At 70.7% G+C, this 13,863-nt stretch carries 11 protein-coding genes; 5 read left to right on the top strand and 6 right to left on the bottom strand.

Features of this window, described 5'->3' with window-relative positions:
- Nucleotides 1-31: 31 nt before the first annotated feature.
- Nucleotides 32-967, bottom strand: a complete 936-nt coding sequence (locus AB0I43_RS21385) for a PAC2 family protein (protein ID WP_356975412.1) — start codon at nt 965-967, stop codon at nt 32-34.
- Nucleotides 968-1,333: 366 nt separating this feature from the next.
- On the opposite strand from AB0I43_RS21385, the gene AB0I43_RS21380 reads away from it, so the two are divergent.
- Both AB0I43_RS21380 and AB0I43_RS21375 read left to right on the top strand, forming a co-directional pair.
- Complete coding sequence (locus AB0I43_RS21380) at nt 1,334-2,035, top strand: sensor domain-containing protein (protein ID WP_356975413.1); 702 nt, start codon at nt 1,334-1,336, stop codon at nt 2,033-2,035.
- A 150-nt stretch (nt 2,036-2,185) separates the two neighbouring features.
- Nucleotides 2,186-3,433 carry a DUF4192 domain-containing protein gene (locus AB0I43_RS21375; protein WP_356975415.1) on the top strand — a complete coding sequence of 416 codons (1,248 nt, stop codon included), beginning with the start codon at nt 2,186-2,188 and terminating at the stop codon, nt 3,431-3,433.
- Between the two features lie 5 nt (nt 3,434-3,438).
- Here the strand turns inward: AB0I43_RS21375 and galE are convergent, their stop codons facing one another.
- The gene (galE, locus tag AB0I43_RS21370; RefSeq protein WP_356975417.1) at nt 3,439-4,419 is read right to left on the bottom strand and encodes a UDP-glucose 4-epimerase GalE; all 981 of its coding nucleotides are present in this window, start codon (nt 4,417-4,419) and stop codon (nt 3,439-3,441) included.
- Nucleotides 4,420-4,422: 3 nt separating this feature from the next.
- The gene (locus AB0I43_RS21365; protein WP_356975419.1) at nt 4,423-5,109 is read right to left on the bottom strand and encodes an iron dependent repressor, metal binding and dimerization domain protein; all 687 of its coding nucleotides are present in this window, start codon (nt 5,107-5,109) and stop codon (nt 4,423-4,425) included.
- Between the two features lie 207 nt (nt 5,110-5,316).
- Between AB0I43_RS21365 and AB0I43_RS21360 the strand changes: the two genes are divergently transcribed.
- The 3 genes from AB0I43_RS21360 to AB0I43_RS21350 all read left to right on the top strand — a co-directional run bounded on the left by AB0I43_RS21360 (nt 5,317) and on the right by AB0I43_RS21350 (nt 9,809).
- Complete coding sequence (locus AB0I43_RS21360) at nt 5,317-6,555, top strand: acetoin utilization protein AcuC (protein WP_356975421.1); 1,239 nt, start codon at nt 5,317-5,319, stop codon at nt 6,553-6,555.
- Nucleotides 6,548-9,304 (top strand): GNAT family N-acetyltransferase, encoded by a 2,757-nt coding sequence (locus AB0I43_RS21355; RefSeq protein WP_356975422.1) that lies wholly within the window; start codon nt 6,548-6,550, stop codon nt 9,302-9,304. The genes AB0I43_RS21360 and AB0I43_RS21355 overlap by 8 nt, the downstream gene beginning before the upstream one ends.
- A gap of 76 nt (nt 9,305-9,380) precedes the next feature.
- Nucleotides 9,381-9,809: a DUF4440 domain-containing protein gene (locus tag AB0I43_RS21350; protein WP_357432582.1), complete on the top strand. Its 429-nt coding sequence runs from the start codon at nt 9,381-9,383 to the stop codon at nt 9,807-9,809.
- A 44-nt stretch (nt 9,810-9,853) separates the two neighbouring features.
- On the opposite strand, the gene AB0I43_RS21345 is transcribed toward AB0I43_RS21350, so the two are convergent.
- The 3 genes from AB0I43_RS21345 to AB0I43_RS21335 all read right to left on the bottom strand — a co-directional run bounded on the left by AB0I43_RS21345 (nt 9,854) and on the right by AB0I43_RS21335 (nt 13,451).
- Nucleotides 9,854-10,396, bottom strand: a complete 543-nt coding sequence (locus tag AB0I43_RS21345; protein WP_356975426.1) for a hypothetical protein — start codon at nt 10,394-10,396, stop codon at nt 9,854-9,856.
- A 375-nt stretch (nt 10,397-10,771) separates the two neighbouring features.
- Nucleotides 10,772-11,740 (bottom strand): sigma-70 family RNA polymerase sigma factor, encoded by a 969-nt coding sequence (locus tag AB0I43_RS21340; protein ID WP_356975427.1) that lies wholly within the window; start codon nt 11,738-11,740, stop codon nt 10,772-10,774.
- Between the two features lie 193 nt (nt 11,741-11,933).
- Nucleotides 11,934-13,451, bottom strand: coding sequence for a methyltransferase (locus AB0I43_RS21335; RefSeq protein ID WP_356975429.1), 1,518 nt, complete (start codon nt 13,449-13,451; stop codon nt 11,934-11,936).
- Between the last annotated feature and the right edge of the window lie 412 nt (nt 13,452-13,863).

The raw sequence follows: 13,863 nt of genomic DNA, 5'->3' as shown, positions 1-13,863 counted from the left end.
CCGTGGGCGGCCCGATCAGGGCGGACAGAGCCTATTTCGCGCCGTCTCCGTCGTAGCCGCCCTGCTCGGCGAGGAACTTCTCGAACTCCGCGCCCAGTTCGTCACCGCTGGGCAGTTCTTCATCACTGGCCAGCAGCGAGGTCTGCTCCTCCTGCGCCGAGACGAAGCTGTCGTATTGGCGCTCGAGGGCGTTGACGACCGTCTCCACCTCGGAGTTGCCCGAGACGTGCTCGTTGACCTGCTCGCGCACCCGTGCCGCCGCCTCACCGAGCGCGGCCAGCGGAATCGACAGGCCCGCGTTGTCGGCGACGTTCTCCAGCAGCGTCTGCGCGGCCTCCGGGTAGGCGGTCTGCGCCAGGTAGTGCGGCACGTGCACCGAGAAGCCGACCGACTCGTGGCCGTGCTGGGCCATCCGGTACTCCAGCAGCGAGGACGCGCTGCCCGGCACCTGCAATTCGCCCGGCCAGCGCTGATGATCGGTGATCAGGGAGCGATCCGAGGAATGCGCGGTGACCCCGAGCGGGCGGGTGTGCGGAATCGCCATCGGAATCGCGGACAGGCCGATGCTGCGGCGCACGCCCAGCTGCTCGGCGAGCAGGCGCACGGCGGTGGTGAACTTCTCCCAGCGCAGATCCGGCTCGATGCCGGCCAGCAACAGGAACGGCGTGCCGTCGGTGTCCTTGACCGCCCACAGGTTCAGCTCGGGTTCGGCGTAATCGCTGAAGTGATCGGTCTTGAACGTCATCAGTGGACGGCGCGATCGGTAATCGAGCAGCTCGTCGACGTCGAACGAGGCGACCAGTTCGCTCTCCAGGCTCTCGCGCAGATGCGTGGTGGCCAGGCGCACCGCGTGACCCGCGTCGGTGAAACCCTCCAACCCGTGCACCAGGACGGGCCCGGAGCCGTCGTCGGACGACAACTGCGGAGCGGGGAACTCCAGTTCGTACATGCGCGACTCGTGCTCCATCGCGTACTCCTTCCTGCGCGGTCCGCTTTCCGGCTTTCCGAGTAGCTCGGACGTCGGTGTCCTCGCTTACCCGTTGTTGCACTGCGCGGTGCGTCAACCATGTCCATTGTCCCCCATGCCGGTGACAAGCACCGCGCACGGTAGTGGACACCGACCCGTACGTCGAGGCAACAGCTGATTCGCCTGTGGCATTCCCGGCCCGCACAATTCGCCGCGCCACGGTGCCCGCCGGGCGGAGCCCGGGGACCCGAATCAAGGAGTTCCCGATTCTGTCGTGATTCAAGCCTCCTGCGGCGGTTCGATCGGGACCCGCCCCGGTCGGCGTGGCAACGCGGACGGGCGTGGCGGATTTGGCACAGTGGCCGGGTGAGTGTGCCGGGATCGTCACGCGCGCGGTGGCCGGGAGCCGCCGCACTGAGCTGCGCGGTGCTGGTCAGCGGGTGCGGCAGCACGGTCGCCGGGCATCCGGTCGCGGGGGAGGCCACGACCGTGCAGGCGCACGTCGTCTCCGGGCTCGACGGCCTGCTGCCCGGTGACGACCAATTCCCCGCTCGATACTCGGTGGTCCGGCTGCCGCCCGAGGCCGCCGCCCAGGCCGCGGGCGATCTGATCGGGATCACCCGCGGCGCCACGGTCTACCCGCCGGGCTGCCGGCCGCTCGAGCAGTCCTTCGGCCCGGATCAGACCGCGGTCGCCGTCGGCACCGACGACGGCACGCGGGCGACGGTCACCGTCGAACTGACGCGCAGCCGCCTGCCCCTGCCGGTGCTGCGCGACCAGCTCGAGCGCTGCACCGAGATCCGGGTGAACCAGGCCGGCGCCCTCACCACCGTTGCCACCCGCCTCGATCCCGCGCCGGGGCTGCCCGGCGACGCGATCGCGTTGCGGCGCAACGTGATTCCCGACCTGGGCGGAGTCGGCCGGAACCGCTCGATGCGGACACTGCTGGGCCAGGTCGGCGATGTGCGCATCACGGTCACGTACCTGACCTTCGGGGTGTTCGAACCGGACATCGCGGCGCTGGACCAGCTGTACGGCACGACGGTGCGGCAGGTCCAGAACGGCTGATCCGGCGCGATAGCAGGCGCCACCGACAGATTCGGCGCCGGGCCCGGCCCCGTGGCCGTGGTTGTCCCCAGTTCCCGGTTTGTCCACAGCGCCCGCGAAAGCCCAGTTCGCTCCACCGCACTCGGGACGGTCCCGGCGCATGCTCGGCCCATGACCACCTCAGCCGAACTTCCCGCCACCCTCGGGCACGGCGCCCCGAACCCCTACTGTGCCGTCGGGCTGCCGCGCCGCCGGCCCCGGCCGCCGGCGCCGCACTGCGCCGACCCCACCCCGTTCTATCGGGGCGGTGAGTGGGCTCGCTCACCCCTGCGGATCGCCGACCCAGGTGAACTGATCGTCGCGCTGCCGCCGATGCTCGGTTTCGTGCCGCAGCGCTCGCTGGTGGCCGCCGTGCTGCGGGCCGCGGCGCCGCCCGGCAGCGCGCCGGTCATCGACGCGGTGGCGCGCTTCGATCTGGAACCAGCCGGCGGCCCGCCCGCGCGCGCCGGGCAGATCGCGGCCTGCCTGGCCCGCATCTGCGCCGCCGAGCAAGCCGAGGAGGTACTCGTCGTGGTCGTCGACGAGCAGGCGGCCCGGCCCGAGCCGGGGCCGCCCCGCCGCCCCGCTCCGGACACACCGCACGCCGCGCTGGTCGCCGCGCTCGACAAGCGCCTGGCCGCGCAGGAGATCCTGCTGGCGGGCGCCTGGGCGGTACCGGCCATCGACGCCGGCGAACACTGGTGGCCGCTGCTGGGCGGGCCCGGCGGCGGCGTGCTGCCCGATCCGGGGCAGTCGTCGATCGCGCTGGCGAGCGTGCTCGACGGCCGGCCGATCCACGGCTCGCGTGCGGAGCTGACCGCGGTGCTCGACCTCGACCCCGCCCTGTGCGCCCCGGTGGCGGTGCACCTGGAAGGCGCGAGCGAGCGGGCCCGGGAGCGCTACGCCCGGGCCGTGCGTCACGGCGAAGTCGACAGCTACCACCGCGCCCTGCTGGAGGGGGTGCTGTGGCAGGTCGCGCACGCGGCCGTCGGGTCGCTGCCCGGTCCGGCGGAACTGGCGGAACTCGTTGGGGCGCTACGGGAACCGATGGTGCGCGGCGCGCTGTACGCGCTCGCCTACACCGACCAGGCCGCGGCCGCCGAACGGCTGTGGGTCCGCCTGGTTCGGGCGCTGCCCGGCGCGGAGCGCGCCCATCCCGCCGCCTTGCTGGGGTATGGCGCGTATGTGCGCGGCGACGGCCCGTTCGCCGGGATGGCCTTGGACGTGGCCCTGGCCGCCGACCCGCGCCACAGCATGGCTGGCCTGCTGGAGGCGGGGCTGCGTTCGGGAATGCGGCCCGGACCGCTGCGCCGGGTAGGGCGCAGCGGTCACGCGATGGCCGCCGACCTCGGTATCGATCTCGGACCGCTGGTCCGATGAGGCCGCTACTTCGCGCTGTGCGCCCGGGCACCCAGCGATTGGGTGAACTTCCAAGCGTCGGCGACGATTTCGTCGAGATCGTTGTGCTCGGGCCGCCACCCGAGCTCGGCGATCGCGCGTTCGCTGGAGGCGATGAGCACCGCCGGGTCGCCGGCGCGGCGCGGCGCGTCCACCGCGGCGATCGGCAGCCCGGTGACGCGCTCGCACGCCGAAATCACCTCGCGCACCGAGAAACCGGTGCCGCTGCCCAGGTTGTAGATGCGGTGCGCGCCGGGTTCGGCGGCGGCCAGCGCCAGCACGTGCGCCTGCGCGAGATCACGGATGTGGATGTAATCGCGCACCGCGGTGCCGTCGTGGGTGGGCCAGTCGGTGCCGAAGACCGCGATGGATTCCCGGTGGCCCAGGGCGACCTGGAGCACCAGCGGGATGAGATGGGTTTCCACCACCCGGTTCTCGCCGAGCCCGCCGTAGGCGCCCGCCACGTTGAAATAGCGCAGGCTGGTCGCGGCCAGGCCGTGCGCGATCGCGTACGAGGTGATCGCGTGGTCGATGGCCAGCTTCGAGGCGCCGTAGGGGTTGGTCGGCTTGGCCGGCGCGTCCTCGGTGATCGGCACCTGCTCGGGCTCGCCGTAGACGGCCGCGGTGGAGGAGAACACCAGCCGGGCCGTGCCCGTCTCGCGCATCGCCTCCAGCAGCTGCAGCGTCTTCACCACATTGCCCTGCCAGTACTTCTCCGGCTTCTGCACCGATTCGCCGACCAGCGACTGGGCCGCGAAATGCAGGACGCCGTCGAAGGATTCGGCCCGCAGCAGGGCCACTGCCGTCTCGGCGATGTCACCCTCGGCGAACCGGGCCTCGGCGGGCACGCCGTCGGCGTTGCCGGTGCTCAGGTCGTCGACGACGACCACCTCGTGGCCCTGTTCCAGCAGCACCTGCGCGCAGACGCCACCCACGTATCCGGCTCCGCCGGTCACCAGGAGTTTCACCGGTCAGACCAGCTTCACCTGGACGGCGTGGGCCATTTCGTCCGACAGCTCGAAACCCGCGTGGCCGGGCACGGTGATCACCACGCCGCCGGGCTTGGATTCGACGGTGACGCGGGCATCGGGCACGACGCCCGCCTCCCGCAGCCGGCCGATGACCTCCGGATCGGTCTGGATGTGCTCGGCCAGCCGGCGCACCACGACCGCGTGGCCCTGGCCGTGCGGCAGATCCGACAGGCGCACCAGCGTCTCCTCCGACGGCGCGACCGCGGTGATGCCCAGCTCGTCCAGGCCGGGGATCGGGTTGCCGTAGGGCGAGGTGGTCGGGTGGTTGAGCACCTCGACCAGGCGGCGCTCGACATCCTCGCTCATCACGTGTTCCCAGCGGCACGCCTCGGCGTGCACGTTCTGCCAGTCCAGGCCGATGATGTCGACGAGCAGACGCTCGGCGAGGCGGTGCTTGCGCATGACCGCGATGGCCATGCTGCGGCCCTTGTCGGTCAGCTCCAGATGGCGGTCACCGGCGACCAGCAGCAAACCGTCGCGCTCCATCCGCGCGACAGTCTGGCTCACCGTCGGACCACTCTGCTCGAGGCGCTCGGCGATGCGGGCGCGCAGGGGCACCACGCCCTCCTCCTCGAGGTCGTAGATGGTACGGAGGTACATCTCCGTGGTGTCGACCAGATCCTTCACCTGTTACCCCTTCGTCGGCACGAATTCTACCCACGCGCGAGCACCGCACCGCGGCCGCGTCACATGCCGTGGCGCGGCCCCGACGTGAGGCACTGCTTGTGGGAATCGGCTTCGGCGCACGGCGTCTGGCCGTGTTCGCACTTACTCTCTTTCTACTGCATAGGAACGTCGCGCGGGTGCGCCAGCTTCCCAAGTACCGTGGCAAATATGGCCACACCCGTCACTCGGGCATCGGGAACCGTTGTCTGGACCGAGAAGTTCCTGGATTACACCTGGACTCCGGAGCACCCCATGAAGCCGGCGCGCCTGCAGTTCACCATGGCGCTGGCCGAAAGTCTGGGATTGCTCGACGGTGTCGAGCCGGTTCAACCCGAACCCGCCGCCCCGGGCGAGTTGCTCCGGGTGCACACCGCCGCCTATATCGAGGCCGTGGAGCACGCGGTGCAGCCGCCGGGCGCGCCGCAGGCGCCGCCGCACGGGCTCGGGTCACCGGACAATCCGGTCTTTCCACGCATGCACCAGGCGGCCTCGGTCATCGTCGGCGGCACGCTGGCCGCCGCCCAGGCCATCGCCGAGGGCCGCACCCGGCGCGCGGTCAGCATCGGCGGCGGCATGCACCACGCCATGCCCGACGCCGCCTCGGGGTTCTGCATCTACAACGATGCCGCGATCGCCATCTCCTGGCTGCTCGACCACGGGTTCGACCGCATCGCCTACCTGGACGTGGATGTGCACCACGGCGACGGCGTGCAGCGCGCCTTCTACGGTGACCCGCGAGTGCTGACCTTCTCCATCCATCAGCATCCCGCCACGCTGTGGCCCAACACCGGGTGGCCGGAGGAGACGGGCATGGGCCCGGCCGAGGGCACCGCGCTCAATCTCGCGATGCTGCCCGGCGCCCGGGATGCCCAGTGGCTGCGCGGTTTCCATGCCGTCGCGCCGGGCGCGCTGGCGGCGTTCCGGCCGCAGATCGTGGTCAGTCAGTGCGGCGTCGACACCCATCGCGAGGACCCACTCGCGGATCTGGAACTCACCGTCGACGGGCAGCGCGCGGCCTTCCTGGCCATGCGCGAACTCGCCGACCGCTACGCCGAGGGGCGCTGGCTGGCCGTCGGCGGCGGCGGATACGGGCTGGTCCGGGTGGTGCCGCGCGCCTGGACGCATCTCCTGGCCGCCGCGCTGGACCGCGACATCGCGCCGGAGACGGAGATCCCGCGGGATTGGCTCGACACCGTCCGGGCCGCCGCGCCCGCGGTCGAACCGCCGCGCACCATGGGCGATGGGGGCGATGTCACATTCCGGCCCTGGGACGGACCGGGTGGCACGGGGGAAACTGGAGACGCGCAGATCGACCGCGCCCAGCGTGCCGTGGACACGGCCGTACTGGCCACGCGCCGCGCCACTTTCGGGTTGCTCGGCCTGGATCCGGAGGACCCCCGTGACTGAGCCGACACCCCTGCCGGACACCCCCGGCACGCCCGCGGTGCCGCCGCCTCCGCCGCAGCACTGGTTCGCCGACGTGCTCGCCTCCGACGGCGGCGTGGTCCGGTTGCGCCCGGTCGTCCCCGACGACGCGGACCGGATGCAAGCCTTCCACGCCGCGCTCTCCGACCGCACCCGCTACCTGCGCTACTTCGGCCCCTACCCGCGGATCTCGCCCAAGGATCTCTACCGCACCACCCATGTCGACTATCACGACCGGGTCGGCCTGGTGGTCGAGCTGGGCGAGGCGATCATCGGCGTGGGCCGCTACGAGTTGCTCGACCGCGCCGGTGGGCGGGCCGCCGAGGTCGCCTTCGTGGTCGCCGACGAGCATCAGGGGCGCGGGCTGGGTTCGATCCTGCTCGAGCACCTGGCCGGGGCGGCCGCCGAGAACAAGATCGAGACGTTCGTCGCCGAGGTGCTCGCCGAGAACTCGGCCATGGTCACCGTGTTCCGGGACGCGGGCTATCAGGTCGAGCGCAGCCGCGACGGCTCGGTGCTGCACCTGGAATTCGCCATCGATCCGACCGAAGCGCTTGTCACGGTGCGGGATTCGCGCGAGCGTGCGTCCGAGGCCCGCAGCGTCGGGAATCTGCTCGCACCGCGCTCGGTGGCCGTCATCGGCGCGACGCCGGCGGCCGGGCGGGTCGGCGGGGTGGTGCTGGCCAACCTGCTCAACGGGGTGTTCCAGGGGCCGGTCTATCCGGTGAATCCGACCCGGACGGCGGTGCGCGGCGTGCGCGCCTATCCGACGGTGCGCGATATCCCCGACGAGGTGGATCTGGCCGTGGTCGCGGTGCCCGCGGCCTCGATCGGGTCGGTGCTCGACGACTGCATGGCCAAGGGCGTCAAGGGCCTGGTGGTGCTCACCGCCGGATTCTCCGAGACGGGGCCGCAGGGCGTCGCCGCCGAACGGGATCTGATCGCCGCCGCGCGCGGGCACGGCATGCGAGTCGTCGGGCCCAGCGCGCTCGGCATCGCCAACACCGACCCGGAGGTGTCGCTGAACGCCACGCTGGCCTCGGTGCTGCCGGCTCGGGGCCGGATCGGATTCTTCTGTCAGTCCGGCCCGCTGGGCGCGGCCATTCTGGGCGAGGCCGCGGCCCGCAATCTGGGTCTGTCGACCTTCGTCTCGGCCGGTAACCGCGCCGATGTCTCCGGCAACGACCTGCTGCAGTACTGGGACACCGCGCCCGATACCGATGTGATCCTGCTCTATCTGGAGAGCTTCGGTAATCCGCGCAAGTTCTCCCGGATCGCGCGCCGGGTCGCGCGGACCAAGCCGATCGTCGCGGTGAGCAGCGGCCGGTTCGCGGCCCGGGCCCAGCCCACCGGCGATATGGACCGCTCCATCGTGCGCGACCTGTTCGCACAGGCGGGAATCGTTCAGGTCGATTCGATCTCGGAGCTGTTCGACTGCGCGGCGCTGCTGGGATACCAGCCGTTGCCCGCGGGGCCGCGTGTCGCGATCATCGGCAACAGTGCCGCGCTGAACTGGCTCGCCTTCGACGCCGCGCGCAGTGAGGGGCTGGAAGTCCATCGGCCCGAACCACTGCCGGCCCGCGGGCCGCGCCCCACCGAGCGCACGGTGGACGAGCACACGGTCGGCGACCCGGTGGATCTGGGGCCCGACGCGACGCCGGGGGATTATCTGGACGCGGTCGTCGCCGCCCTGCGTTCGGACGAGATCGATTCCGTCATCGTCGTTTTCGCGCCCCCGGTGCCGCTGCCGATGGCCGGCTTCGCCGAGGCGATCCGGGCCGCCACGGCCGCGGTGCCCGAAGCCGCCAAGCCGGTGCTCACGACTTTCGTTGCCGAGCAGGGTATTCCGAACCTGCTGGCCGTGCGCGGGGAGCGAGGGATGGCGGTGCGGGGCTCCATCCCGTCCTACCCGGATCCCGAACGCGCGGCCCGGGCGCTGGCCATGGTCGGCCGCTACGCGCAGTGGCGCGACAAGCCGGTGTCCACGGTGGTGCGGCCCGACGGGATCGATCCCGACCGGGCGCGGGCGCTGGTCGCGGGCTGGATGCGGGAGGGTGAGGGGCGCTGGCTGACGGACCTGGAGGCCGTCGATCTGCTGGACTGCTACGGCATCGGCGTCGTGGAATTCCGGGAGGTCCGCAGCGCGGAGGAGGCCGTCGCCGCGGCGGAGGAACTCGGCTACCCGGTGGCGGCGAAGGCCACCGGTGAATTGTGGCGTCGCCGACCGGATCTCAGCGGTGTGCGCTTGGATCTGTGGCGGCCGGAGGCCGTCGCGAAGGCCTACCGCGATCTGAGCGAGGTCTGTGGCGATCCGGTGCTGCACCTCCAGAAGATGGCGCCCGTCGGCGTCGGCTGCGTCCTGCGGGTGCAGGACGACCCTTCTTTCGGATCGGTCATCGAGTTCGGCCTCTCCGGCATGATCATCGAACTTCTCGGCGATCGCGCCTACCGCGCACTGCCGCTCACCAGCGCCGAAGCCACCGCCCTGATCGACGCCCCCCGCGCCGCCACCTTGCTCTCCGGCACTCCGGCCAGCCCCCGCGTGGACAAGGCCGCCCTCGTCGAACTGGCCCAGCGCATCTCGGCCATGTTCGACGACCTCCCCGAAATCCGCGAACTCTCCTGTGACCCGGTCCTGGCCTCACCCACCTCCGCCGCCATCCTCTACGCCCGAGCCCGCATCGGCCCGGAACCCAGCCGCTTCGACGTCGGCCCTCGCCGCCTGGCTTGAAGTCGTCCGGGCGGGGCCGACGACTTCGTCTGCCTCGCCCGCGACCTACTCTCGACGCCTCGCGACGATTGACTAGATGATCAGCATGGCCCAGCCGGCATCCGAACCCGACCGACCCACCGCAGCCCATCTGCGGGATGTTCTCGTCGAACTCGAACGTCGAGAGCCGATCTTTCACCGACCCGAATTCGGCACCACCCGTGCGGATTTCGAGCGGTCCACCGCACCCGATTTCTGGGAGACCGGCGCTTCCGGAAAGCGCTACAGCCGGGAATTCGTCTGGGCCACCATCGAACAACGACAACTCGCCGCCAGCGAGCATCCCCACGGCGATGACCTGTGGACGACCTGCGACTTCCAGCTACGCGAGATCGCGCCGGACACCTATTTGCTGACCTACTCGCTCCGCCAACCCGAGCGGCTGACCCGGCGCCTGACCGTCTGGCAACGCATCAGCGGCGACTGGACGATCCTCTACCACCAGGGAACAGTCGTCGCCGAATAACAGCAGCATCGACCGAGGTTGCGAAACCTCGAAACCACCGGGTCTCAGCGTCTCGTTACCGCGGTCCAGGAGGCGATCTCCAGCTGGAGTTCGGGGTCAGGCAGAAATGCAGCGAGTCCGTCGAGGAGCCCGGCCGCGCGGTGGATTCCGGCGATCCAGCGGATTCTGTCGATCAGATCGGGGTCGGACAGAGGGCGAGCGGCGGTGTTCAGTGCCGACACGGCTGCTTCGTACTCGGCCGCGAAAGCGTCTGGGGGCATGCCCACGGTGGTGCGGAAATGCGTATAGCAGGCCAGCGGAGAGCAGATTCGGGCGACGGCGGCTGCGCCGAAACGTTGCAGCAGATGGACCGTTACCAGAATGCGCCGCCACAGGGTTTCCGTGAGGGGGACATCACCGGTTTCCGCGGCTTGATGGAGAGCCTGAAGGTAGACGGCTGCCCAGGTCAGTGCCTCCGCCTGCGGAAGTTCGGCCATGAGGTTGGCATTGCAGCGGGCGAAGATGTCCAGCCACCAGGAAATGCCCTCCCGGGTGGTATTCGCGAGCTGTGCCGCGATGTCCGCCGGCGTGGTGCGGTGTTCTGTCACCCTGTGCCTCGTAGTCGCGAAACCCGTTGTGCTCCTTGGGAGGCAGACTTCCCCGTCCGGAAGCGCCGCGCGCATCGTGTGCGGGAACAGGATCCGGGCGATTCACCAGGGTGCGCGTTACAGCGGCCTGGACTGGAGATGCGGGGAAGGCTGCGGAAGGTGATTCGGATCCCGGCGCCACAAGGCTGAGCCCTCGTGCGTGTGCTGCGCACACACATCCGCGTTCCGTGGACCACCAGACTCCGGTACACAGCAGGCCGACCGGTTCGCGCGAACCTGGAGGGGTCAGGACGCGCGGGCACCGGTCGGCGTTTCACGGTGCCCCGTCGACTGGGAACACCCGAGTGGGGAGCTGCCGCGGGTGCGGCAGGTGGATCAGCTGGCGTAGGCGCGCAGGCGATCGGCCCGCTCACCCTTGCGCAGCTTGGACATCACTTCGCGTTCGATCTGACGGACCCGCTCACGGGAGAGGCCGAAGAGCTTGCCGATCTGATCGAGTGTGCGCGGCTGGCCGTCGTCCAGGCCGAAGCGCAGGCGGATGACCTGCTGTTCGCGTTCGTCCAGGGTGGCGAGCACGCTGCGCACATCGTGGTGCAGCAGGCCGGCGATCACCGCGGATTCGGCCGAGGTGGCCTCGGAATCCTCGATGAAATCGCCCAGCGGCGCCTCTTCGTCGTTGCCGACCGGCATGTCCAGGCTGACCGGATCACGGGAGTGATCGAGCAGATCGGAGATCTTCTCCACCGGGATGCCCGACTCGTTGGCCAGCTCGTCGTCGGTGGCCTCGCGGCCCAGTTGCTGATGTAGCTCGCGCTTGATCCGGGCCAGCTTGTTGACCTGCTCCACCAAGTGCACAGGTAGGCGGATGGTGCGGCTCTGATCGGCCATGCCGCGGGTGATGGCCTGGCGGATCCACCAGGTGGCGTAGGTCGAGAACTTGAAACCCTTGGCGTAATCGAACTTTTCCATCGCGCGGATGAGTCCGAGATTGCCTTCCTGGATCAGATCCAGCAACGGCATGCCGCGGCCGGTGTAGCGCTTGGCGAGCGAGACCACGAGGCGCAGATTGGCTTCGAGCAGATGCGAGCGGGCGGACTGGCCTTCGCGAACGATGATGGCCAGATCGCGCTTACGGGTGGCCGACAGGCGCTTGCCGGTCTCCAGTAAATGCTGCGCATAGAGGCCCGCCTCGATGCGCTTGGCCAGCTCGACCTCGTCGGCGGCCGTGAGCAGTGCCGTCCGGCCGATGCCGTTCAGGTACACGCGTACCAAGTCGGCGGCGGGGCTCTGGGCGTCGAGGTCGGAATCGCTGGGGCGCACACGAGTGGTGGCGGGGCTGGTCATGACTTGCCTCCTGTCGGTGGTGTCTCATCCCGAACAACGGACCCGACAGAGAGAAAGTTCCCGTTTCAGCCTCCGGTAAACCGTCCTGAGCTGCGGTTTTACCGACTTGCGGCTGAGAAGTTCCTGAGAAGGATCTGCTGCCGGAACACCGGTGGTCCGATCCCGCCGCCGACGCCCACTCGTGGCCCAATGTCTATACGGGGCGCACCAATCCGTGACGAACGAGTCCTGCCACCACGGAGAGCGCCTCGCCTGCGAATTCCGCGGAGACTTCCTCGGATCCATGGGCAAGCGCCAGCAGTTCGATCAGTTCGTACAACGGCAAACCGTCCGCACGCATTCCCGCGACCAGGGCGATCGTGGACTCGTCCACCTCGTGCTGCCAGCGCGGTCCGTCGCCGCGGTGCAGGCGGGCCACCCGCTGCTCCCAGCCGTCCGCGCCGGGCAGGTAGACGCGCTCCAGTGCGGTCGCGGCATCCGCGGTGAAACGGGCGTTCCAGGCCAGATCGTTGTCCGCGGCGACCGCGCGCAGCCAGGCCGACCGTTCGAAATACTGGACGGCCTCGCCGCCGAGCGGGTCCTCGAATCCGTGGGTGAGGTCCTCGGCGAGCAACTCGGTGGGGCCGTCGATGGCGCGGAGGTAGACGAATCCGAAGCCGACGCCCGTGACCTCGGCGGTCGCGAACGCGTCCAGCCACTGCTCTGCCCGCGCCTGGGCGGCGGGGTCGCGCGGATCCAGTCCGGCGTCGCGCAGCCAGGTTCCGACATAGAGGGCGGGGTCGGCGACGTCGCGCTGCACCACCCAGGCGTCGACGCCGTGGGCGGGCAGCCAGGAGGAGACGCGGTGCCGCCAGTCGTCGTCCTCGGTGTGCACCCAGGCCGCCAGCATGGCCGCGGTGCCGCCCGGGGCGAGCAGCTCCGCGGCCTGGGAGATGACCAGTTCGCTCGCGCCGTCCAGGGCGAGCCCGGAATCGCGATAGGTGTGCTCGATGCGGGCGGGCCCGACCACGAACGGCGGATTGGCGACGATCTGATCGAAGCGCCGCCCGGCCACCGGCTCGAACCAGGAGCCTTCGAGCAGTTCGATGTCGAGTTCGTTCAGTGCCGCGGTGGCCTCGGCCAGCCACAGCGCGCGGGGGTTCACGTCGGTGGCGGTGACCGAGCGGCCGTAGGAGGCCGCGTGCACGGCTTGGACGCCGCAGCCGGTGCCGAGATCGAGCACGGAGCCGACCGGTCGGGTCGGAGTCGCGCGCAGCAGCGACAGCGACGCGTGGCCGACACCGAGCACGTGCTCCTCGCTGAGCGTGCGCCGCTGCATCGAGTCGTCGAGATCCGACAGAATCCACCGGGTGCCCGCGCCCGCGTCCAGCGGCCGCAGATCCAGTGCCGCCCGCACCTCGCCGCCGTCGCGCGCCAGCAGCCCGGCCGCCACCGCCTGCTCGATGCGCACCGGCGCCAGCGCCGCTGCGACCTCACGCTCGGGCACGGCGTCGCCGAGCAGCAGCAGCCGCACCAGCACCCCGAGTTCCCCCAGCTCCCGGGCCGCCCGCCGCACCGGCACGGGCTCCGACCGCCCCAGCGCCGCGTGCACATCCTCGCCCAGCGCCGCCAGCAGCGTATCGGCGTCGTAGCCGACCCTGGTCAGCGCGGACCGCAGGTCCGGGCACAGGGCGGTGAGCAGCGATCCGGTCGTCGTCCGATTGGTAGGCACACCGGTACTCTGCCACCGCCCCCACCCGGCCCTCCAAGCTGCTCCACCCCCCACCCCGGTTTCGGTGGCGGGGCGGCCGCGCACCAGGCCGGAGAGCACCGAGGCGAACGCGAGGGGGCGGTCACGCGTGTGCGACATGCGCCGACAACGCGGGCTGAAGCGTGACGCCGCGGCCGCGGCTGCCCCGCCGACCGGCAAGCGCCACTGCGGCGTCCTGCCGAGGCCGATGCGCGCCGACCACGATCGGTGTCGGTGCCGGGTGAGTTGTGGGCGCTCGCGTCCCGCTGTGGGTGATGCACGGTGTGGCCACCGCAGTTGGTGCCGACCCTGTCGGATCGCCGCCGTCGCGTCCCGACGCGCGTGGGAGCGGCGCGCCGCGGTTCGCGAGGCCCGGTAAGCCGCGGTCGTGACG

The sequence above is a fragment of the Nocardia sp. NPDC050435 genome (assembly GCF_040655395.1).
GTDB lineage: Bacteria > Actinomycetota > Actinomycetes > Mycobacteriales > Mycobacteriaceae > Nocardia.
This window is presented reverse-complemented; position numbering and strand designations above follow the sequence as displayed.

Coding starts and splice junctions, on each gene's coding strand:
- AB0I43_RS21385 (WP_356975412.1), bottom strand. CDS start 967: ATGGAGCACGAGTCGCGCATGTACGAACTGGAGTTCCCCGCTCCGCAG.
- AB0I43_RS21375 (WP_356975415.1), top strand. CDS start 2,186: ATGACCACCTCAGCCGAACTTCCCGCCACCCTCGGGCACGGCGCCCCG.
- AB0I43_RS21360 (WP_356975421.1), top strand. CDS start 5,317: ATGGCCACACCCGTCACTCGGGCATCGGGAACCGTTGTCTGGACCGAG.
- AB0I43_RS21350 (WP_357432582.1), top strand. CDS start 9,381: ATGATCAGCATGGCCCAGCCGGCATCCGAACCCGACCGACCCACCGCA.
- AB0I43_RS21340 (WP_356975427.1), bottom strand. CDS start 11,740: ATGACCAGCCCCGCCACCACTCGTGTGCGCCCCAGCGATTCCGACCTC.